Raw genomic sequence first — 21,326 nt, forward strand, 5'->3', positions numbered from 1 at the left:
ATAAATTCTTAGTTAATAAATGTGTTCTTACTTTAGTCTAAAGCGTGAACTGATTTATTATATAAGACCGTAAAAGAAAAAGGATACCCTAAAAATTTTACTTTTTTTAAAAAAAAAGATAAAAAAGTATGAATTGCTTACTAATTATAGCCTTAGACTTAATTTTGTGTAGTAGAATGAGCCGTTTGTTCCCATTTGTGTAGCATCCCATAAACCACCACTATCCGTAAAGGTATTTTGTCGGGTTGGGTATCTATTAAATAGATTATTGGCGCCAATCTGAAGGTCTATAGCTTTACTGATTTGATAACTAAGATGTAAATCTGTTGTTATTTTTGGTTGATACATATCTGTTGCAGCTTCTAATCTTTCTGCTTCAGAATTATTAAATTTAGAAACATTTTGCCCTATTTGCCAATCAATTAATTTTATTTCGCTAAATCTCGTAAAATTTAAAGCTATTTTTATTTTTTTATATTCGTAATTCATCCCAAGATTAAATTTATTTTTTGGTGCAGATGCTAACAAGAATTGTTGGTCTCTCTCTCCAAAAAAAGTTTCTTTATCTAACATCTTATTTTTGATGTCTGTAATATTCATATGGTTGATATTACCAGAAAAATCAAATGACAATTCGCTATTCCCTATTTTCTTCTTCCAATTTAGAATTAAATCTACACCGGTACTTTTTGTATCGACACCATTTGCAAAAAATTGAACATTATCGATTCCCAAACCTAAGTTTGAAGCATTAAAATTGCCACTTAAAATAATTCTATCTTTAATAGCCACGTAATATGCATCTATTGTTGCATTAAATGTTGGACTTAATTTTGCAGTAAAGCCTAAACTAAAATTTCTGGCTTTTTCTTCTTTAAGTTTGTCAATGTCGAACCTTCTTGCAATCGGGCTATTATTTGCCACTAAAATAGATTCTGAAGGATCATTTCCAATGAAATTTGTAAAGGTTAAATTGTAATAAATTTGAGCCAAAGAAGGTGCTCTAAAACCTGTACTACAAGAACCTCTTAAATTGAATTTTTTTGTTAATTTGTATCTAGCTGCAAGTTTATAGTTTAAGGTGCTTCCAAAATCACTGTAATACTCAAAACGTAGCGCAGCACCCATCATAAATTTTTTAGAAAAATCTACTTCTGTATCTAAGTACATTCCAAAATTAGACCTATTTCTATCTACTTCATTAGCTGGTGAATACCCAGGAAACCCTTGTGAACCTGCGGGTCTTATTTTACCATTATGAGTGCTATAATCTGAGGTTGGCGTTTTTGAGTCTACCAAATCTCCATTGATGTCATAAGAACTGTAGGAAGCTTCTTCACCAGCAAATATTTTGTATTCATCTAGTCTGTACTCTAAGCCTAAAGCAATGTTATAACCATAGGTTTCTTTTAAAAAGTATTTAGAAAAATCAATACTCGTCGTATTTTGTATCAATTGATGTCCGCCAGCATCAAACTCTGTTGGTGAGTTTTCTTCTAAGGTTGCATTTAGCGTGTTTTTAATGAAGTAATGAAAGTTATTTCTTCCAAGTGTATTATTTATATCCACATTCCATTCTTTGAAATCTGTAACCATTCCAATAGATAATGAGTTGTCTATAATATTCGAAGTAATTAATGGATTAAATCCATTCGGATAAATTTCCAGCACATTTCTTTCACTGTTTGGCATTCTTGTAAATGCGAATGCCTCTGGATTTTTAAAATTAAAACCTCCATTTGCGTACAATTTTGTATTTCTATTAATAGGAATTTCAGCATTAAAAAAAAGGCTTACGTTTCTCATGGCTGCTTGTCCGAAATTTTCTCTCGTACTTGTTCCGTTTCTGATGGTATTATCTGATGATAAAGCTTCCGTAGAAAAATTTATAAATCCCCCTTTATTAATCTTTACTCCATAATTTAATGCTAGTTTGTAGGTAAATCCGTCTATTTTATTTGGAAAAATAGCATTGCTATCTGCATTGTAAAATCCTAAAGTAGAGCTTACCGTTAGCTCGTTATCTGAATCTTTTAAAACAATATTTAATACCCCTGCAATGGCGTCAGAACCGTATTGTGCAGAAGCACCATCTCTTAATAATTCTATTCTTTTGATAGCTGAAATAGGAATTGTATTTAAATCTGTACCAGAATTACCTCTTCCTCTTGTTCCGTATAAATTTATTAAAGATGCTTGGTGTCTTCTTTTTCCATTAATTAAAACCAATGTTTGATCTGGACCCAAACCTCTTATGGTGGCAGGATCTATATGATCTGCACCATCTGCACCAGATTGCTTTGTTGCGTTAAAAGACGGAATTACAGATTGTAAAAATTGATTGACTTCTACTTGACTACTTTTTGTGGATGTTTTTTCGATATCAATAAAATCAATTGCTACTGGTGTATCGTTTGCCACTCGATTTTTATTTCTTGAACCCACAATTTGCACTTCATCTAATTCTTGACCAGATAATAAGGTAATGGTATTCAATATATTTGGAATAAGTTTGACCGTTCTAGATTTGTGCCCCAAAAAACTAATGGTAACAAAACTATTTTGTTTCTTTTCAAACTTGAAAGTTCCATCGTTATTTGTAGTTAATCCTTTTAAAGATCCTTTTTCTTGGAGAGTTGCGCCTCTTAGAGGTGTGTTGTCTGAACTCAAAACAATTCCTTTTACGAGTATTTTATTTTCATAAAAAATACTGTCGACACCTATATTACTAGACAAAATTGTTTGTTGTTTTAAACGATTTTCTCTCTTTTTAGATTCTTTTTTTGCATAAATAACATAATAACTATTCCCTAGATCATCAAATAGAAACGGTGTTAGTTTTTTTAATAAAGAAATAGATTCTCTTAAGGATAAGTTGGTAAAACCTTCTTTTTGTATAAATTTATTTGAAAGTAAATTAGCGTTGTACGTAAAAAATATTTTATGTTCACCACTTATTTCATCTAATAAAACAGCTAATGAAACTACTGCTTTTTTTTGTTTTTGAGTAAAAGTTGTTTGGAACGTAAAAAGAACAAAAAATAGTAATAAATATTTTTTGAATACTAGTTTTTCGAACATGTATGGATTTAAAATTACAACTATTTCTTACTGATAACTAAACTATTATCTTCTTTAATAATAGTTACGTCAACTGATTTCTCAATTGCTTTTATACAGATGTCTATATTTGTAATAGGTACTGCTCCGGTAATTAAGGTGTTTTTGCTTTCTTCGTCTTTAAAAATAATAGAATAACCGTAAGATTCTTCGATTTTTTCCATGGCTTTTTCCAAAGATAGGTTATCAAAAAGTAAAGAACCGTCTTTCCAAGAAGTTTTTATCGTAGGGTTTATAAGATTGATATCTTCTAAAATTTTATTTTTCTTAGCCGAATAAGAGATATAATTACCAGGAATCATTTTTTTATTCTCTCCATTTTTTAGTGCTAACCAGATACTACCTTCTTCTAAAAACACAGCTGTTTTCTTCTTTTTGGTGTTTACATTAAAAGAGGTTCCAAAAACTTCTACAGACAAGTCTTCTGTTATAACCCAGAATTTTGCATTTGTGGTTTTCTTTTTATCAACCTGAAAAAATGCTTCACCAGACAACCACACTTTTCTACTTTCATTTTTATAATAGGATAAGCTAGAGTTTGAATTTAACGTAACGTCACTACCATCTTGTAATTTAAGATTTAAGATTTCACCATAATTGGTTTTGTGCGTAATTTTTGTGTTTTGATTGATGAAATAAAATCCAACTGACACTAATAATAAAATAGAGGCAGCAATACCCATTGGTTTTAAAAATCTTAGTTTTCTTTTTGGTACAGCTTTTCTAGATTGAATTTTAGTTTCTAACTTCTTCCACTCGAAAGCAACTTTTTCTTCACTAACAAAATTCTTTTTAAAAGAAATACCCAAAACCAAATCTTTGGCTTTGTTTACTAGCTCTTGCTTATCGGGGTTATTTGCAATCCAAAATTCCCAAAAATTGATGTCTGTGCCATTACTTTGTTGCACCCAATTTTTAAAAGAAGCATCTTCTAAAAAATCATTTATGGTATTGTATTTTTTCTTAATCATGTCAATAAATATAACAATGTATTTAGATAAGGTATTTTTCCTTTTTCTATACTCTTAATTTTCTGTTAAAGCTTAAATAATTTTATAATCGAAATTTCTTCTTTTAAACTATTTATAGCTTTATGAAGCGTATTTACTACACTTTGGTAGTTAATGCCCATTACTTCTGATATTTCTTTTGCTTTTAAGCCACTGTAATATTTTAAATAAACAGCTTCCTTTTGTCTTTTTGGCAACTTATTTAAGAGGTTCGCAAGATTTTTATTTTTAAAACTTTCTGTTTCTTGGTTGGTTAATAATTCTTCGGGTGTAAATTTAAGGTCTATCAACACTTCATCAGAAAAATCTGTATGTTTTAGTTTTGCATTTTTTTTCATCACCTTTAATAAAAAACGTTTGTAAGATGTGAAAAGATAAGGAGCAATGGTTTCTAAATCACTTAAATTTTCTCTATGATCATAAATATATAGGAAGAAGTCTTGCAAAGTATCTTCAGTAAGCGCTTCGTTTTTAGATATTTTTAATCCGTAATCATGCAATTGCGGATAATAACTTTCAAAAAGTACTGAAAATGCCTTTAAATCACCTTCTTTTAATGACTTCCAAATAAATTTATCTGTTAATTTTTCCATGTAAAATTTTAGAGGCGAAATATTCTCTAAAAATAGTAAAAAATAACCAATCATCTTTAACCTTCTTTTAACAAGAATAATTTTGTTAAAATTGTAGTTTTGTTCTCATTAAAAAAAATAACAATCTAATATAAGATACAATGGATGTAGATGTAAGAGCTATTAACGAGAAAATCGAAAGAGAAAGTGCGTTTATAGATATTTTAACTTTAGAAATGAATAAAGTTATTGTTGGGCAGAAGCAAATGATAGAAAGTTTGTTAATCGGTTTGATTGGTAATGGACACATCTTACTAGAAGGAGTTCCTGGTTTGGCCAAAACTTTAGCAATTAATACCTTATCTAAAGCAGTACAAGCAAGTTTTAGTAGAGTACAATTTACACCAGATTTATTACCTGCAGATGTTGTTGGAACCATGATTTTTAATATGAAAGAAAACGATTTTTCTATTAAAAAAGGGCCCATTTTCGCAAACTTTGTATTGGCAGATGAAATTAATAGAGCACCTGCAAAAGTACAATCTGCATTATTAGAAGCCATGCAAGAACGCCAGATTACTATTGGTGATACTACTTTTAAATTAGATGAGCCTTTCTTAGTAATGGCAACTCAAAATCCTGTAGAACAAGAAGGAACCTATCCTTTACCAGAAGCGCAAGTTGATCGTTTTATGTTAAAAGTGGTGATTGATTATCCTCGTTTGCAAGACGAACAAATAATTATGCGTCAGAATTTAAGTGGTGGTTTTTCCAGTGTAAATCCGGTAGTTTCTGTAGCACAAATTTTAAAAGCAAGAGAAGTAGCGAATGAAGTTTATATGGATGAGAAAATTGAGAAATATATTTTAGATATCATTTTCGCAACACGTTACCCAGAAAAATACAACTTGCCACAACTAAAAGATTTAATTAGTTTTGGCGCTTCACCTCGTGGAAGTATCAATTTAGCAAAAGCCGCAAAATGTTATGCTTTTATTAAGAGAAGAGGTTATGTAATTCCAGAAGATGTTAGAGCCGTTGTAAAAGATGTTTTACGTCATAGAATTGGTATTACCTATGAAGCAGAAGCAGAAAATGTAACTTCTGTAGACATTATCAATTCTATTATAAATGAGGTTGAAGTACCTTAGAAAAAGCCCCTTTAATCCCCCCAAGGGGGAAATTGTGTACGGAATCAAACTCACAAAAAAATCGTTACAAATAATTTAAAGCAACAGTAAAGTTTAAATCTTGAACACACTAATTTAACAATCAATCAGTAAAAGTCCTTCCCTTTGGGAAAGATTTAGGATGGGCTCATGGAAACAAAAGAAATACTTAAAAAAGTTCGTAAAATAGAGATAAAGACAAGACGTTTGTCTGATCATATTTTTGGAGGTGAATACCATTCTTCTTTCAAAGGACGTGGTATGACTTTTTCTGAAGTAAGACAATATCAATTTGGTGATGATGTAAGAGCTATTGATTGGAATGTTACCGCACGTTACAACGAACCTTATATTAAAGTTTTTGAAGAAGAGCGTGAGTTAACCATGCTATTAATGGTAGATGTTTCTGGTTCTGAATTATTTGGAACATCACATCAATTTAAAAAAGATACCGTTACAGAAATTGCCGCAACATTGGCTTTTTCGGCAACTCAAAATAATGACAAAGTAGGTTTGATGCTATTTTCTGATGATATAGAATTGTACATTCCGCCAAAAAAAGGAAAAAGTCACGTTTTAAGAATTATTAGAGAACTCATCGAGTTTAAACCAAAAAGCAGAAAAACAGACATTGCTGTGGCACTTAAATTTTTATCTAGTGTGATGAAAAAAAGAGCCATTGTGTTTATGTTGTCTGATTTTATGGACGATGATTATGAGAAAACTTTAAAAATTGCAGCTAAAAAGCACGATTTAACTGGTATTCGAATTTATGACAAGCATGACGAGGAAATTCCGAATTTAGGAATGGTACCCATGTTAGATTCAGAAACAGGCAATGTTCAATTGATAAATACAGCATCAAAATCTGTAAGAACAAATTACAAGGCAAATGCTTTACGTTTGTCTGACTATTATACAAGTATGTTTAAAAGAAGTGGTGCAGGAACTGTCACAACACGGGTTGATGAAAGTTATGTAAGAAAATTATTAGGGTATTTTAAACATAAAGGGAGGTAAGTAAAAATGAGAAAATACATATTCCATATTTTTCTATTCGTTTCAGTAGTTTGTTTCGCTCAAAAACCAATGGTAAAAGCAGAAATTGACACCACATATATTAGAATTGGTGAGCAATTTCAATTAAAAATTTCGGTAGATGAAACTCAGAATGTAATCATTCCAAAATTAGCTTTAAAAGGATTAGAAATTGTAGATTCTACCAGCGTAGATACCCTTAAAAATAGCTTAATTAAAAAATATATTTTAACAGGTTTTGATAGTGGAGCCTTTTACATTCCACAGCAGCAAATTTTTGTAAAAAATCAAGCTTTTTTAACAGATTCATTATTAGTAAACGTAGCTACAGTTGCTGTAGATACAACTAAAGTAAAGAAGTTTCCGATAAAACCAATAAAAAAAGAAGCATATACTTTTGATGATTTTAAAATCTATCTCTACATCATTTTAGCCGTTTTGGCCATTATTGGTTTCTGGATTTATTGGTTTGTCATCAGAAAAAGAAAAATTGAAGCAGAAGACCCAACTTATAGAACATTGCCTCCTTACGAAGAAGCAATTTATAGGTTGAATGAATTGGATGAGAAATTATTATGGCAAAATAATAAAGTAAAAGAATATTATAGTGAGTTAACAGAAATTGTTCGTGGTTATATTGAGCGTGAATTAAAAGTGCCTGCTTTAGAAAATACCACAGATGAAGTTTTAGGAATGTTAAAAGATTTTAAAGATGCTGATACCATTCAAACTTCAAAAGAAACCATAGATAAATTAAAAGATTTATTGCGAGAAGCAGATTTGGTGAAATTTGCAAAATCGAAACCTTTGGCCATTGAAATTGAAGACGATAGAAAAGATGCAGAATACATTATCGGCAATTTAAAGCCAAAACCAATAATAGAAAAAGAAGAAGAAAATGGATTGGAGTAATTTCGAGTTTTACAATCCTGAGTTTCTCTGGTTGCTAATTTTAATTCCTTTATTAGCAATATGGCATTTTTTTATGCGTAAAAAAGATGCTGCAGTGTTAGCAATGCCAAGTGTAAAAGGGTTTAAAACAGATGCTATTTTACCAAAACTGAAACCCATCTTATACGTTTTAAGACTGTTCGCTTTGGCAGCAATTATTGTAGCGTTAGCAAGACCTAGAAATGTTGCTATTAGCAAAAAAACAAAAACAAACAGAGGTATCGATATTGTGATGGCAATTGATGTTTCTGCAAGTATGTTGGCTAAAGATTTAAAACCAAACAGATTAGAAGCACTAAAAAAAGTAGCAATTGATTTTGTAGATAGAAGACCAAACGATAGAATTGGTATTGTAGTGTACGCTGGTGAAAGTTTTACAAAAACACCAATTACTAGCGATAAAAGCATTATCAAACGTTCTATTTCTGAATTAAAATGGGGACAGTTAGAAGGCGGAACTGCGATTGGAATGGGTTTAGGTTCTGGTGTAAACAGACTAAAAGAAAGCAAAGCAAAAAGTAAAGTAATTATTTTATTAACAGACGGTGTAAACAACTCTGGTAATATAGATCCAAGAACAGCAACCGAATTAGCAAAAGAATTAGAGATTAAAGTATATACTATTGGAATTGGAACTAATGGAATGGCAGATTTTCCTTGGAGTAGAGACCCAAGAACAGGAAAACTAAACTTTAGAAAACAACAAGTAGAAATTGATGAAGCCTTATTACAAGATATTGCAAAACAAACAGAAGGAAAATATTTTAGAGCCACTGACAATGAATCTTTAAAAGAAATTTATGATGAAATTGATAAACTCGAAAAAACAAAAATAGAAGAATTTAAATATTACAATTATCAAGAGAAATTTAGAATTTTTGTTTTATTCGGATTGGGATTATTAGTGTTAGAATTTATTTTAAGAAATACGTTATTTAAGAGTTTTATATAAAAGTTATGTGTAATTGTTTAATCGTGTAATTGTAGAAAAAATGTATACATTTTCGTTTGAAAAATTAAAAGTTTGGCAAGAAGCAATAGACTTCTCTGTAGAAATTTATAGTATTTCTAAAAAATTTCCTGCGGATGAAAAGTATGGAATTACGAGTCAATTAAAAAGAGCCTCAAATTCAATTTCAGCTAATATAGCAGAAGGGACATCAAGAATTACGAATAAAGACAAAGCTCATTTTTCAACAATTGCATTTAGCTCAACTATGGAGGTTTTGAATCGTATTATTTTATGCAAAAAGCTTGAATTTATTAATAATGAAATATATAACGATTTAAGAAGTAGGATTTACAAAATATCAAATATGCTAAATGCTCTACGAAAAGCACAATTAAACAGTTAAACAATTACACAGTTATACCTTTTCCAAATGTATCGTATAGAAGAACCAATTTATTTTTATGTATTAGCAATTATTCCAGCAATGATTGTTATTTTTCTATTGGTTTTATGGTGGAAAAAAAGAACGCAACGTAAATTTGCTGATACTACTTTGTTGAAAAGATTGGCGCCAAACTCATCCACATTCAAAAATACTTTAAAGTTGATTATTTTACTTTTAGGTGTTGCCTTTTTAGTAATTTCTTTAACGAACCCAAAAATGGGAACCAAGTTAAAAACGGTAAAAAGAGAAGGTGTAGACATTGTTTTTGCGCTAGATGTTTCTAAAAGTATGTTGGCAGAAGATATTGCGCCAAACAGATTAGAGAAATCGAAACAAATAATTTCTAAAATTATAGATAAACTAGGTTCAGACAGAGTGGGTATTATTATTTATGCCGGAAATTCGTATCCGCTTTTACCCATCACAACAGATCATGCAGCTGCGAACATGTTCCTACAAAATGCGAATCCAGATATGGTTTCTAGCCAAGGAACTGCAATAAATGAAGCCCTAGAATTGGCAAAAACTTATTATAATAATGATGAGCAAACCAATCGTTTTTTAATTATTATCTCAGACGGTGAAGATCATCAAGAAGAAACAAAACAAGTGGCTCAAAATTTAGCGAACGAAGGTGTAAAAATTTACACGGTGGGTGTGGGTACAGAAAGAGGAGGACCAATTCCTATGCGTTTAAACGGCTCTATGATTGGCTATAAAAAAGACAGGCAAGGAGAAACGGTAATTACCAAACGAATGCCAGAAGTTTTACAAGGAATTGCAGATGCTTCTGACGGAAAATATATGGACGGAAATATCACTGAGAATCCGGTAAACGAAATTGCAGAAATCATTGCAAATGCAGAAAAAAGTGAATTCGAAACAAAACAGTTTTCAGATTACAAAGATCAGTTTCAATGGTTTTTGGCACTAGGTTTGCTATTATTAGTTATAGATATTTTCTTATTTGATAAAAAAACAAAATGGGTAAGAAAAGTTGATTTATTTAACGAAGAGAAAACAAAAAAGTAAGATGAAAAAACTAAAATACATACTTGTTCTTTTTTTAATGCTCGTTTCAACAACAGAAATTGCAGCACAAAAAGATACAATTAGCTTACAAAGAAGTGCTAGAAAAATGTTGCGTCAAGGAAATGAGTTGTATCAAAAAGAACAATTTACAGATGCCTCTGTAGCTTATCAAAAAGCATTAGGAAACCATTCTAATTATGACAAAGCAACTTATAATTTAGGAAACGCTTTGTATAAAAATAAAAACTTTAAAGAAGCCATTCCTCAATACGAGTTAACTGCAAAAACGGCCACAGATAAATTTACAAAAGCAGAAGCCTATCATAATATTGGGAATGCTATGATGGAGTCTAAAAATTATCAAGGTGCAGTAGATGCTTATAAAAATGCGTTGAGAAACAATCCTAATGATGATGAAACTCGTTACAATTTAGCCGTTGCTCAAAAATTATTAGAAAAAGAGCAACAAGATAATAAGGACGATAAAAATAAGGATAAAGACAAAAAGGACAAGGATAAAAAAGACAAAGACGATAAGAATAAAGACAAGGACAACGAAGACAAGAAGGATAAAGATAAAAAAGACGAAGATAAAGACGGCAAAGGCGATAAGGACAAGGACAAAAAGCAAGATCCAAAAAAGGATGACAAAAAAGACCAACAAAAACCAAAGCCACAGCCAGGTAAAATGACACCTCAACAGGTAAAGCAATTATTAGAAAGCTTAAATAACGAGGAGAAAAAAACCCAAAAGAAAATGAATGCTAAAAAAGCAAAAGGGAAAAAAGTAAAACAAGAAAAAGATTGGTAAATTCACCATTTTAGAAAAGAAGATGAAGCTGAAATTTTACATATCTATATTTTTGTGTTTGCTAAGCGTAGCTTTAGTAGCGCAAGAAGCAACTCTAAAGGCAACAGTTAGTAAAAATAAACTAGGTGTAAACCAACGTTTACGAGTAGAATTTTCTATCAATAAGCAAGGAGGAGAAAATTTTACGCCTCCAAATTTTAATAATTTTAAAGTTGTTGGCGGACCAAGTCAATCTGTAAGTCAATCTATTAGACAAACACCAAGTGGCAGACAAGTTACTTTTACACAATCTTACACGTATATTATTGAACCCAAAAGAAAAGGAGAAATTTCTATTGGAACCGCAAGTATTAGAATTGGCGGAAAAATAATAAAATCTGAGCCTGTAAAAATAATTGTTTTAGATGCTGTAGACATTCCTAAAAACCCAAACGATCCTAATTATATTGCACAACAAAATATTCATTTAGTTGCTGAAATTTCAAAATCGAGTCCTTATGTTGGTGAAGGTATTTATGTGGAATACAGGTTGTATGTAAGTGAAAATGTGAGCGTTTACGATACCTCTGTAACAGAAGCACCAAAATACAATGGTTTTTGGAATCAAGATATAAAAATTAATGGCTTTCCTGTTAAAATGGGAAAATACAATGGAGAAAACTACAGATACATTGTACTTCAGAAAGCCTTATTAATTCCTACTAAAACAGGAAAATTATCCATCGACCCAATGAAGATGGATATTGTAATTGGAGTCCCCTCAGGTAGGTCTGATTTTTTTGGGAATGTAATTACAAGAAATGTAAGAAGAGAATTTTCTTCAGCTAAAAAAACAGTTGCTCCTAAGAGTCTTCCATTAGAAGGCAAACCAGCAAATTTTACCGGTGCAGTAGGTCAATTTAATTTTGATGTTTCCTTAAGCAAAGAAATTTTAAAAGCCAATGAAACGAGCCAAATTAAAGTAGCTGTTTCTGGAAAAGGAAATTTAAAACTATTTGAATTGCCTTCTGTAGAAACTCCCGTAGAGCTAGAGAAATATCAACCAGAAAGAAAAGAGCGTGTACGTGTAAATACAACAGGCATTTCTGGTTCTGTAACAGATACCTACACAATTGTGCCTCAATACAAAGGGAAATACAAGATACCTAGTGTTTCTTTTTCGTATTTTAATCCAAAAGAAAAGAAATACACCACTATTGATACAGAAGATTTCTTTGTAGATGTTCAAGAAGGAAAAGAATTAGTTACTGTAGACTCGAGTGCTGTAAGAAAACAAGATGTAGTTACCACTGGTAAAAACTTTAGATATATTGCCACAAAAACTAGTTTTGTATCGAAAGAACAAACAGATTTCTTTAAAACGAATTTTTTTTATATGCTCCTTTTTTTACCTTTAATTGCCATTCCATTAGGAATATTCATTGGGAAAAAGAGTAAAGAAAGAAATAATGATCTTGTGGGTAATCGATTGAGAAAAGCTGAAAGATTAGCTAAAAAATACTTGTCTAAAGCACAAAAACAACTAGGCAAAAAAGAAGCTTTTTATGAAGCTTTAGAACGCGCGCTTCACAATTATTTAAAAGCAAAATTAGGCATCGAAACTTTTGATATCAGTAAAGAAAAAATTACTCAAATTCTAGAAGCTAAAAAGGTAGCACCTGAAACCATTCAACAATTTATTGAGGTTTTAAAAAGTTCAGATTTTGCAAGGTATACACCTTTTACAGCCACTCAAATGAAAGAAGAGTTTGAACGTGCCAAAGAAGTTATTGTTCAATTAGATAAACAGTTATAAAAATGAAGAAATTATTATTTTTATTATTGATAATCGCCAACTCAATTGCTGCTCAAAATATAGACAGTTTGTTTGTTGCTGCAAATGAATTGTACAGAAACGGAGACTTTGAAAATGCTATTGAAAAATATAAAGAAATAGCCTCTCAAGATGCGGTTTCATCAGAGTTATATTTTAATTTAGGAAACGCATATTACAAATTAAACAAAGTGGGGCCTACAATTTTCTATTATGAAAAAGCACTAAAATTAGATCCTACAAATACAGATGTCAAAAATAATTTAGTTTTTGCAAAACGCTTAGCCTTAGACAATATTGAAGAAGTACCAAAAACGGTGTTTCAAAAATTGAATACAAACTACCTACAAAAACTGACTTATAATGAGTGGGCTATTGTTGTGGTTGTATTTTCTTTTTTAGCTTCTCTTTTATTTCTATTGTTTTATTTTGCGTATTCTCCGTCGCTAAAAAGGACTTATTTTACCTTGAGTATGATTAGTTTTATCCTTTTATTTTTCACTATTTTTATAACGTATAATCAATATAATCAGACGATAAACAATAAAGAAGCTATTGTTTATGCTGAAAAAACGGAGGTTAGAAATGCACCAACTTTAAATTCAGAAAAAGTTTTTACGCTTCATGAAGGCACAAAAGTAATTGTCTTAGACGCTATAGATAATTGGAAGAAAATTAAAATTGCAGATGGTAAATTAGGTTGGATTATTGCTGATGAAATAAAACTTTTGTCAGATTTTTAGGTATAAAATAACAAAATAGTTAAATAACTTTCTTATTTTTAACGTTCTCTAAAAATTAACACGCTTTTGAAAGTTAAAATTGCAATCTTCTTCTCAATATTATTTGTTAGCCTTTTGGCTACGCCTACTATTATTAGTCTCACAGACTATTCTCAAGAGATTGCTTTCTTTTTAGATATCAATGAAGAAGAAGAAAATAAAGGAAAAGAAGAATCTAAAATAGATTCAGAACTAAAAATTCATTCTTCCACTTTTATAACTTCTTTTTTATCGAATGATTCTCAAATGAATAAAAACATACGTTTTCATTCTAAAAACTATGTTTCAGAATATCTAAAAATTACAACCCCACCACCAAAATTTATGCTATAATTTCTAACTAGTATAAAAAAAACAATCTTTTATTTTAAACAATACTCTAAGTAAATGAAGCTTAGAGAAAAATCTTTTATATATGTTCAAACACATTAAAAGCGATTTACCTGCAAGTGTGGTCGTATTTTTCGTAGCATTGCCTTTATGTTTAGGTATTGCATTAGCAAGTGGAGCACCTCTTTTCTCTGGTTTAATTGCAGGAATTGTTGGTGGTATTGTAGTGGGTAGTTTAAGTGGTTCTAAAATTGGTGTAAGTGGTCCTGCAGCAGGTTTAGCTGCAATTGTACTTACCGCAATTGGTACTCTAGGGAGCTATGAAAATTTTTTAGTTGCCGTAGTTTTAGGAGGAATTATTCAATTAGTATTTGGTTTTTTAAAAGCCGGAATTATCGGGTATTACTTTCCATCATCAGTAATTAAAGGAATGTTAACAGGTATTGGTATTATCATTATCTTAAAACAAATTCCACACTTTTTCGGTTATGATGCAGATCCTGAAGGAGATTTTGCTTTCTTTCAAGTAGATGGTCAAAATTCGTTTTCAGAAATTGTAAATACTTTCAATAACATCAGTATCGGCGCCACAATTGTTGGTTTTATAGGCTTGGGTATTTTATTACTTTGGAGTAATGTGCTTTCTAAAAAAGGAAAATTCTTTCAAATAATTCAAGGCCCTTTAGTAGCTGTTGTTGCAGGTATTGCTTATTATTTTATTACAAATGAAAATTCTAAATATGGTATAAATCCAGAGCATTTGGTAAGTGTTCCTGTGCCAGATAGTTTCAATTCTTTTTTGGGTCAGTTTAGTTTCCCTAATTTTACTGCAATTTCAAATCCGCAAGTTTGGGTTACTGGTTTTACAATTGCTTTGGTGGCAAGTTTAGAGACCTTATTATGTGTAGAAGCTACAGACAAATTAGATCCTCATAAAAATGTAACGCCAACAAACAGAGAATTATTAGCGCAAGGAACAGGAAATATTATTTCTGGTCTCATTGGTGGTTTGCCAATTACACAAGTTATTGTTCGAAGTTCTGCGAATATTCAATCTGGCGGTAGAACAAAATTGTCTGCCATTGTTCATGGTTTTTTATTGTTGATTTCTGTAATTCTAATTCCTACTCTATTAAATAAAATTCCATTATCTGTATTGGCGGCAGTTTTATTAATTGTTGGTTACAAGTTGGCAAAACCGGCATTGTTTAAAGAAATGATTCAATTGGGTTGGAAACAATCAATTCCCTTTTTTGTAACTGTTATTGGGATTGTTTTTACCGATTTGTTAGTGGGTATTGGTCTAGGTTTAACCGTTGGTATTGTTGTAATTTTAATAAAGAGTTTCCAAAATTCTCACTTTTTACATATTGAAGATAAAAGTAATGGGAAACACAGAATTAAAATGACGCTAGCAGAAGAAGTAACCTTCTTTAATAAAGGCGCTATTTTAAAAGAATTAGACAGTTTACCAAGAGATACCTATTTAGAATTAGATGTTAGAAAAACAAGATACTTAGACAATGATATTATTGAAATATTAGAAGATTTTGCGTTTAAAGCAAAAGAAAGAAATATCGATATTCAATTAATTTCTGAAAGAGGTATTGTAGAAAATCCGCCAAGTTATATTGAGTTTTTTGAATTAAGACCTAAAAAGTCTGCTTAAAAAAATAATTATGAACAATACATGTAAAATTCTAGTGCTTTCTGATGTGGATAAATCTACACGTGGCGTTCTAAAAAACGGAATAAATTTAGCAAAAATGCTAAACGGAGAAATTGATTTTTTCTGTGTAAAAAAACCTACAGATATTGTGGAAAAAGAAAGTCAGCTTTCTGCAATGAGATCTATCAATGAAAATTTTATCAAAGCAGATAATACAATAAAAAAATTGATTAAAGACTTGTCTGCAAATGAAAAGATACCAATTCGTCATAAAATTTCATTTGGTAATTTAAAGGATGAAATTAGTGACCATTTAAAAGACATTAAACCAGATATTGTAGTTTTAGGGAAAAGAAAATCTACTATTTTGTCTTTTATGGGCGATAATATCATCGACTTTGTTTTAAAAGAATACGCTGGCACCACAATGATTGTATCAGAGAAAAATCCATTAGAAGCAACTACCAAAATTTCTTTAGGCTTATTAAATGATGCAAATTCGTTAAAAAATAGATTTGCAGAAAAGTTAGTATCCTATACAAATAAACCTTTAAAATCTTTTCAAATAAACACTAAAAGTTCGATTGAAAATAAAACTTCAACAGCAGAAAAAACAATCGATTTTATTTTTGAGGAAGGAGACCATGTTTTTAAAAATATGGGAAACTACCTCTCTAAAAATAACATTAATTTACTATTTGTAAATAGAGAAAATGAAAAAATAAAAAGTTCAAAATCTAGAATAAGTAATTTGGCAAATAATCTAGATTGTTCGTTAATGTTAACAAATTAAGCGATAAATTCTAGCACAGAAACCAGCTTCTAGTTAAAATAGAATCAGTAACTTGGTTTTACTTTAAAACAACTAAAAAATAGTAATGAAAAAATTGTTTTCAAGCATCAAAGGTGACGCTTTTGGTGGTATCACTGCAGGTATTGTTGCCTTACCATTAGCTTTGGCCTTTGGTGTTTCATCTGGTTTAGGGCCAAGCGCAGGCCTGTACGGTGCTATTTTTATTAGTTTCTTTGCTGCGCTTTTTGGTGGAACAAATACCCAAATATCTGGACCAACTGCACCAATGACGGCAGTAAGTATGGTGGTTATTGCTGGTATTATTGCAGCAAATGACGGTGATGTTTCTAAAGCTTTGCCAGCCATTTTAACTGTTTTTCTCTTAGCAGGTTTATTTCAAATTATACTGGGAGTAATCGGTTTAGGAAAATATATAAGATACATTCCCTACCCAGTAGTTTCTGGTTTTATGACCGCAATTGGTGTTATTATTTTACTAACACAAATATTACCATCTTTAGGATATTATCCGAAAGAAGATACCGAATTTGTAACCCAGTTTCAACCGCAAGCGCAAGAAGTTATTCTAGAAAACATTTTAAAAGAAGAAGCAGGAGAAGGCATTCTAGTTTTAGAAAATTTTGAGGAAACAAATAGAAGAGGTAAATTAATTACTCTAGAAGACATTCAAAAAGAATCTCAAACATTGGCTGCAAAAGAAACTTCTGGTGCTTTAGGTGCTATTAAAGCGTTTCCAAGAGCCATAAAAAATATTCTCTTACTAGAACTTTTGTTGGCATTAGGCACCATCATTATTATTTATGGTTTTAAAAGGATTACCACGAAGGTTCCGAGTACGCTGGTTGCGCTGGTTGTGATGTCTGGGATTGCGGTTGGTTTTGGTTTAGATTATAGGACAATTCAAGAAATACCTGGCGGAATACCCATTCCTAAACTAGAAATTTTCACCAACTTTAGCCTCGCTAGTATTACACCTTATATTTTTACAGCTTTAACATTAGCACTTTTAGGAGCCATAGATTCGCTGTTAACAAGTGTTGTGGCAGACAATATGACCAAAACGAAACACAAACCAAATAAAGAACTAGTGGGCCAGGGAATCGGGAATAGTATCGCTGCAATTTTTGGAGGAATTCCTGGAGCAGGAGCTACTATAAGAACCGTTGTAAATATAAATGCTGGTGGAAAAACAAAGCTTTCTGGTATGATTGCAGGAATCATGTTGCTGGTAATTATGTTGGGTTTAGGCCCAATTGCATCTAAAATTCCGGCTGCAGTTTTGGCGGGTATTTTAATTACTGTGGGTATTGGTGTGATGGACTATAAAGGTTTAAAAGCAATTCCTTATTTACCAAAAGACCTTAAAATTGGCCCAATAAAACTAAGTTCAGAAGTGTTAATTATGATGGTAGTGCTAGTACTATCTACTTTTTGGAATTTAGTGTATGCAGTAGGTATTGGCTTGGTAATTGCTTCTTTGATGTTTATGAAAAAAATTGGAGACCTTACAGCAGAAAGATCTGATGTAAAATCTTTAAAAGAAGAATCTTGGGCAGATGAACTAGATTTTCCTCAAAATTTAAAAGAAGAAGTGTTTATAAAACACATTAAAGGGCCGTTATTTTTTGGGTCTACAAGTGAGTTTCAAGCACTTTCCCAGCAAATTCCTAGAACTGCAAAAACAGTAATTATGCGTTTGGGTAGAATGCAGTATATGGATCAGACTGGGCTGTATGCGATGGAAGATATGTTGCAAGATTTAAAAAAGCGAAATGTAGAAGTTTTATTTGTAAACCTATTACAACAGCCAAAATATATGATGGAAAGAATTGACATCATTCCAGATTTTATTCCTACAGAACACATCTTCAAAAATTTTGACGCTTGTGTAAAATGGATAAAACTAAATATTAAAGACGAATACTAAAAATTTAAAAAAATGAGAAAATTAGCATTAAACAAAGAAGCCCAAAGTAGCTTAACGCCAAATGATATTTTAAAAAATCTTTTAGAAGGAAACGAAAGATTTAAAAATAATTCTTTACAAGAAGTTGATTATAATTCTTTAGTTAAAGATACTGTTGGAGGACAATATCCAAAAGCGGTGATACTTTCTTGTATAGATTCTAGAGTTCCTGTAGAACAAGTTTTTGACCAAACCATTGGCGATATTTTTGTCGCGAGAGTTGCCGGTAATTTTGAAAATACAGATATTTTAGGAAGTTTAGAATACTCTTGTGCTGTAGCGGGTAGCAAACTAGTTTTAGTATTAGGTCATCAAAGTTGTGGTGCCGTTAAAGCTGCTTGCGATGGTGTAGAATTAGGAAACATAACGGCAATGTTAAGCAATATTATTCCTGCTGTAAAGAAATCATCTGAAGAAGTAGCAGGAGAAAAAAATTCTAACAATAAAGAATTTGTAGCAAAAACTGTTGAAAACAATGTGCTTTTAACGATCGATAGAATTCGTGAAAAAAGTACCATTCTTAAAGAAATGGAAGACATCGGCGACCTTAAAATTGTTGGAGGGGTGTATTCTTTAGAAACTGGAGACGTAACGATTTTATAAATTTTATAAAAACAGAAAACCAAGATTTTTACCTTGGTTTTTTGTTATTTTGATGACTTCACTTTTGTCATTCGCCATTCCCAGGACCTACCACCTAAGGAGGCTGTATAGTATACTTTTTTCCCTTTGACTCTATCTATTTTAATGTTCATAGTAGTGCCCGCTTTAAATGGAAAATTTGGTAGTGTAGATTCTTGAATAACCAAGTTGTACTCACAATCTGTTACCCAATCAATATCAGATTTTATGTAATATTTTTTCTTTTCGTGGTATTCAATATAATCGTCTGCCCCAAAAACAACCAACACATCTTTACTACCCACTTTATAATTGAAAGAATTATTCTTTAATATAGAACAATCTTGTGCTGTAAAAGACATCAAAGCTCCTATTCCTACAAAAGCTATTAAAAAGTATAATTTTCTCATTATTAAATTTAAAAAATCGATTTATAAGAAATCGTTCTTATTTAGATATTTAAAATAGGAGTCTTTTCCTCTTCTTCATTTTTAATGATTGAAGGAAAAATAGTAGGGGCTATTTTTTTTACGGGTTCATATAATATAGACTCTTCTAAAGTTTCTTTTTCTAAAAAAGGAATGGTATCATTCATTTTTCCAAAAAAAATAAAAATTACACTTAGAATTAATCCGATTTTTAGGCATCCAAAAACGCCACCTAAAATTTTATTTAAAATACCTAAAGCGGCAAAATCTGCTAATTTGGTAAGTATTTTACCTAAAAAAGCAATTATTATTATGATGATTATAAACGTTCCTGCAAATGCAGCTAAAGAAATATATTCTTCGCTCCAAGATACGGTTTCTTTTAAAAAATCTCCTATAAAATAAGAAAAATGTATTGCCCCGTATACACCAGCAATTAAAGCAACTAAAGAGGCTACTTCAACAAAAAGTCCTTTCATAATACCCCTAACAAAGCCAAATAGTAATAATGCCGCAATAATTATATCAAAAATATTCATAAAAAAATTTATTCAAACCTACATCTTTTTTTTAAAATTTAAAAATAGGCATTGTATCTTTACAAACTTAAAACAAATTACATGTCAAAAATAACAAACCTCAAAGAAAAGTGGGATTTATTAGTTACAAAACTAACAGATCAATTTGCGGATGGAGATGCGTTAAATATTGATGGAATTATCTACTTAATAGGAGTTCAAGAGCTTGGTCAAGGTCACAGAAAGTTTAAAAAAGACGAAAAAGTAAATCTAATGCATATTGCCATTTGTAAGTTATTAGAACCTTATGGGTATTATGAGTTCGATTTTTTTGATGCCGATGGTTGGCCCCATTATAAAATGCTAACAGAATTACCAAGCTTAAAAGCTGGTGAACAAACCGTTTTAATGAAAGAATCTATTATTAATTATTTTGATGAAATACAATTTTTAGCCACTAAGTAACACGCATTTTTCTAATAAAAACAGCAAACAAACTAGGAAAAAATCGTTTTAAATACACCCCTAGTTTTTCTTTTGCACCAGCAATATACACTTCTTCTTTTTTATTTTCAATGGCTTTAAGCATCAGTTTAGAAAAGCGTTCAGGAGACATGCCGTTTGCAGTTGCAGTGTCCATCTTCCCTTGAGGAGTTCCATTCCCGGTCAATGCATTTTTAGAAACATTTGTATGTATAAAACCAGGACACACTAAAGTTACCTTAATATTATTTAGATGATTCTCTGCTCTTAAGCTATCAAAAAAACCATGTAAAGCATGTTTACTTGCGGCATAACTAGACCGTAAAGGCGTGCCTATTTTGCCCACAATACTGGTGGTAACTACAAACTGACCTTTTTGATGTTTAATAAAATAAGGTAAAATAGCTTTTGTTAAGGCAACGGTTCCTAAATAATTGACATCCATAATGCGTTTGTCTACCTCAATTTGAGTGTTTTCAACTAAAGAACGTTGACTAATACCACCATTATTTATTAAGATATCTATAGTACCAAAAGCAGCAATAGCATCCTTTGCTTTAAAATGCAAATTTGTATAATCTTCTAAATCTAATGGAATGATTTTTATATTTTCTAAATTTTTACAGGCATTCTTTACCAATTCTAAGCTTTCACTATTTCTAGACGACAAAATTAGTTTTGCATTTTGTTTAGACAACTCAATGGCCAATGCTTTTCCAATTCCAGAGGAAGCAACAGTAACCCAAACTACTTTATTTGAAAAAGGCATTCTTTTTTTAACTTACAATATACCTAAATTGTT

The 21,326-nt window shown here is 30.9% G+C and carries 21 protein-coding genes; 15 read left to right on the forward strand and 6 right to left on the reverse strand.

Annotated features, from left to right (window positions below):
* Positions 1-144: 144 nt before the first annotated feature.
* The 3 genes from Q0998_RS13115 to Q0998_RS13125 all read right to left on the reverse strand — a co-directional run bounded on the left by Q0998_RS13115 (position 145) and on the right by Q0998_RS13125 (position 4,723).
* Positions 145-3,081 (reverse strand): TonB-dependent receptor, encoded by a 2,937-nt coding sequence (locus Q0998_RS13115; protein ID WP_299670435.1) that lies wholly within the window; start codon positions 3,079-3,081, stop codon positions 145-147.
* Between the two features lie 20 nt (positions 3,082-3,101).
* A complete protein-coding gene (locus tag Q0998_RS13120) occupies positions 3,102-4,091 on the reverse strand; it encodes a FecR family protein (protein ID WP_299670437.1) in 990 nt (329 codons plus the stop codon).
* A 65-nt stretch (positions 4,092-4,156) separates the two neighbouring features.
* Entirely contained in the window at positions 4,157-4,723 is a 567-nt protein-coding gene (locus Q0998_RS13125; protein WP_299670439.1) for a sigma-70 family RNA polymerase sigma factor, read from the reverse strand.
* A gap of 140 nt (positions 4,724-4,863) precedes the next feature.
* Between Q0998_RS13125 and Q0998_RS13130 the strand changes: the two genes are divergently transcribed.
* The 14 genes from Q0998_RS13130 to Q0998_RS13195 all read left to right on the forward strand — a co-directional run bounded on the left by Q0998_RS13130 (position 4,864) and on the right by Q0998_RS13195 (position 19,077).
* Entirely contained in the window at positions 4,864-5,853 is a 990-nt protein-coding gene (locus Q0998_RS13130) for a MoxR family ATPase (protein WP_299670440.1), read from the forward strand.
* A gap of 168 nt (positions 5,854-6,021) precedes the next feature.
* Positions 6,022-6,891: a DUF58 domain-containing protein gene (locus Q0998_RS13135; RefSeq protein ID WP_299670442.1), complete on the forward strand. Its 870-nt coding sequence runs from the start codon at positions 6,022-6,024 to the stop codon at positions 6,889-6,891.
* Between the two features lie 6 nt (positions 6,892-6,897).
* Positions 6,898-7,821 carry a hypothetical protein gene (locus Q0998_RS13140; RefSeq protein WP_299670444.1) on the forward strand — a complete coding sequence of 308 codons (924 nt, stop codon included), beginning with the start codon at positions 6,898-6,900 and terminating at the stop codon, positions 7,819-7,821.
* On the forward strand, positions 7,808-8,812 hold the full coding sequence (locus tag Q0998_RS13145; RefSeq protein ID WP_299670446.1) for a VWA domain-containing protein: 1,005 nt from the start codon (positions 7,808-7,810) through the stop codon (positions 8,810-8,812). Before Q0998_RS13140 ends, Q0998_RS13145 begins: the two co-directional genes overlap by 14 nt.
* Positions 8,813-8,852: 40 nt before the next feature.
* Positions 8,853-9,215, forward strand: coding sequence for a four helix bundle protein (locus Q0998_RS13150; RefSeq protein ID WP_299670448.1), 363 nt, complete (start codon positions 8,853-8,855; stop codon positions 9,213-9,215).
* Positions 9,216-9,242: 27 nt separating this feature from the next.
* Positions 9,243-10,289, forward strand: coding sequence for a VWA domain-containing protein (locus Q0998_RS13155; protein WP_299670451.1), 1,047 nt, complete (start codon positions 9,243-9,245; stop codon positions 10,287-10,289).
* A 1-nt stretch (position 10,290) separates the two neighbouring features.
* Complete coding sequence (locus Q0998_RS13160) at positions 10,291-11,100, forward strand: tetratricopeptide repeat protein (protein WP_299670453.1); 810 nt, start codon at positions 10,291-10,293, stop codon at positions 11,098-11,100.
* 58 nt (positions 11,101-11,158) lie between these two features.
* Positions 11,159-12,895 carry a BatD family protein gene (locus Q0998_RS13165; protein WP_299670455.1) on the forward strand — a complete coding sequence of 579 codons (1,737 nt, stop codon included), beginning with the start codon at positions 11,159-11,161 and terminating at the stop codon, positions 12,893-12,895.
* 2 nt (positions 12,896-12,897) lie between these two features.
* Positions 12,898-13,656 carry a tetratricopeptide repeat protein gene (locus Q0998_RS13170; RefSeq protein ID WP_299670457.1) on the forward strand — a complete coding sequence of 253 codons (759 nt, stop codon included), beginning with the start codon at positions 12,898-12,900 and terminating at the stop codon, positions 13,654-13,656.
* Between the two features lie 66 nt (positions 13,657-13,722).
* Positions 13,723-14,028, forward strand: coding sequence for a hypothetical protein (locus tag Q0998_RS13175; RefSeq protein WP_299670459.1), 306 nt, complete (start codon positions 13,723-13,725; stop codon positions 14,026-14,028).
* A gap of 82 nt (positions 14,029-14,110) precedes the next feature.
* Positions 14,111-15,694 (forward strand): SulP family inorganic anion transporter, encoded by a 1,584-nt coding sequence (locus Q0998_RS13180; protein ID WP_299670461.1) that lies wholly within the window; start codon positions 14,111-14,113, stop codon positions 15,692-15,694.
* A gap of 10 nt (positions 15,695-15,704) precedes the next feature.
* A complete protein-coding gene (locus Q0998_RS13185; protein ID WP_299670463.1) occupies positions 15,705-16,487 on the forward strand; it encodes a universal stress protein in 783 nt (260 codons plus the stop codon).
* Positions 16,488-16,572: 85 nt separating this feature from the next.
* The gene (locus tag Q0998_RS13190) at positions 16,573-18,435 is read left to right on the forward strand and encodes a SulP family inorganic anion transporter (RefSeq protein ID WP_299670465.1); all 1,863 of its coding nucleotides are present in this window, start codon (positions 16,573-16,575) and stop codon (positions 18,433-18,435) included.
* Between the two features lie 12 nt (positions 18,436-18,447).
* The gene (locus tag Q0998_RS13195) at positions 18,448-19,077 is read left to right on the forward strand and encodes a carbonic anhydrase family protein (RefSeq protein ID WP_299670466.1); all 630 of its coding nucleotides are present in this window, start codon (positions 18,448-18,450) and stop codon (positions 19,075-19,077) included.
* 44 nt (positions 19,078-19,121) lie between these two features.
* On the opposite strand, the gene Q0998_RS13200 is transcribed toward Q0998_RS13195, so the two are convergent.
* Complete coding sequence (locus Q0998_RS13200; protein WP_299670468.1) at positions 19,122-19,505, reverse strand: hypothetical protein; 384 nt, start codon at positions 19,503-19,505, stop codon at positions 19,122-19,124.
* Positions 19,506-19,546: 41 nt separating this feature from the next.
* Entirely contained in the window at positions 19,547-20,062 is a 516-nt protein-coding gene (locus Q0998_RS13205) for a CvpA family protein (protein ID WP_299670470.1), read from the reverse strand.
* Between the two features lie 81 nt (positions 20,063-20,143).
* Between Q0998_RS13205 and Q0998_RS13210 the strand changes: the two genes are divergently transcribed.
* Positions 20,144-20,506, forward strand: coding sequence for a hypothetical protein (locus tag Q0998_RS13210; protein ID WP_299670472.1), 363 nt, complete (start codon positions 20,144-20,146; stop codon positions 20,504-20,506).
* On the opposite strand, the gene Q0998_RS13215 is transcribed toward Q0998_RS13210, so the two are convergent.
* Positions 20,499-21,293 (reverse strand): SDR family oxidoreductase, encoded by a 795-nt coding sequence (locus tag Q0998_RS13215; protein ID WP_299670474.1) that lies wholly within the window; start codon positions 21,291-21,293, stop codon positions 20,499-20,501. The two genes, Q0998_RS13210 and Q0998_RS13215, sit on opposite strands and share 8 nt — an antisense overlap.
* Between the last annotated feature and the right edge of the window lie 33 nt (positions 21,294-21,326).

The organism is uncultured Polaribacter sp. (assembly GCF_947501385.1).
Lineage (GTDB): Bacteria > Bacteroidota > Bacteroidia > Flavobacteriales > Flavobacteriaceae > Polaribacter.

Bases quoted from the DNA above. Each gene is read 5' to 3' on its own strand.
- Q0998_RS13115 (WP_299670435.1), bottom strand. From the start codon at position 3,081: ATGTTCGAAAAACTAGTATTCAAAAAATATTTATTACTATTTTTTGTT.
- Q0998_RS13120 (WP_299670437.1), bottom strand. From the start codon at position 4,091: ATGATTAAGAAAAAATACAATACCATAAATGATTTTTTAGAAGATGCT.
- Q0998_RS13125 (WP_299670439.1), bottom strand. From the start codon at position 4,723: ATGGAAAAATTAACAGATAAATTTATTTGGAAGTCATTAAAAGAAGGT.
- Q0998_RS13130 (WP_299670440.1), top strand. From the start codon at position 4,864: ATGGATGTAGATGTAAGAGCTATTAACGAGAAAATCGAAAGAGAAAGT.
- Q0998_RS13135 (WP_299670442.1), top strand. From the start codon at position 6,022: ATGGAAACAAAAGAAATACTTAAAAAAGTTCGTAAAATAGAGATAAAG.
- Q0998_RS13140 (WP_299670444.1), top strand. From the start codon at position 6,898: ATGAGAAAATACATATTCCATATTTTTCTATTCGTTTCAGTAGTTTGT.
- Q0998_RS13145 (WP_299670446.1), top strand. From the start codon at position 7,808: ATGGATTGGAGTAATTTCGAGTTTTACAATCCTGAGTTTCTCTGGTTG.
- Q0998_RS13150 (WP_299670448.1), top strand. From the start codon at position 8,853: ATGTATACATTTTCGTTTGAAAAATTAAAAGTTTGGCAAGAAGCAATA.
- Q0998_RS13155 (WP_299670451.1), top strand. From the start codon at position 9,243: ATGTATCGTATAGAAGAACCAATTTATTTTTATGTATTAGCAATTATT.
- Q0998_RS13160 (WP_299670453.1), top strand. From the start codon at position 10,291: ATGAAAAAACTAAAATACATACTTGTTCTTTTTTTAATGCTCGTTTCA.
- Q0998_RS13170 (WP_299670457.1), top strand. From the start codon at position 12,898: ATGAAGAAATTATTATTTTTATTATTGATAATCGCCAACTCAATTGCT.
- Q0998_RS13180 (WP_299670461.1), top strand. From the start codon at position 14,111: ATGTTCAAACACATTAAAAGCGATTTACCTGCAAGTGTGGTCGTATTT.
- Q0998_RS13185 (WP_299670463.1), top strand. From the start codon at position 15,705: ATGAACAATACATGTAAAATTCTAGTGCTTTCTGATGTGGATAAATCT.
- Q0998_RS13190 (WP_299670465.1), top strand. From the start codon at position 16,573: ATGAAAAAATTGTTTTCAAGCATCAAAGGTGACGCTTTTGGTGGTATC.
- Q0998_RS13195 (WP_299670466.1), top strand. From the start codon at position 18,448: ATGAGAAAATTAGCATTAAACAAAGAAGCCCAAAGTAGCTTAACGCCA.
- Q0998_RS13200 (WP_299670468.1), bottom strand. From the start codon at position 19,505: ATGAGAAAATTATACTTTTTAATAGCTTTTGTAGGAATAGGAGCTTTG.
- Q0998_RS13205 (WP_299670470.1), bottom strand. From the start codon at position 20,062: ATGAATATTTTTGATATAATTATTGCGGCATTATTACTATTTGGCTTT.
- Q0998_RS13210 (WP_299670472.1), top strand. From the start codon at position 20,144: ATGTCAAAAATAACAAACCTCAAAGAAAAGTGGGATTTATTAGTTACA.
- Q0998_RS13215 (WP_299670474.1), bottom strand. From the start codon at position 21,293: ATGCCTTTTTCAAATAAAGTAGTTTGGGTTACTGTTGCTTCCTCTGGA.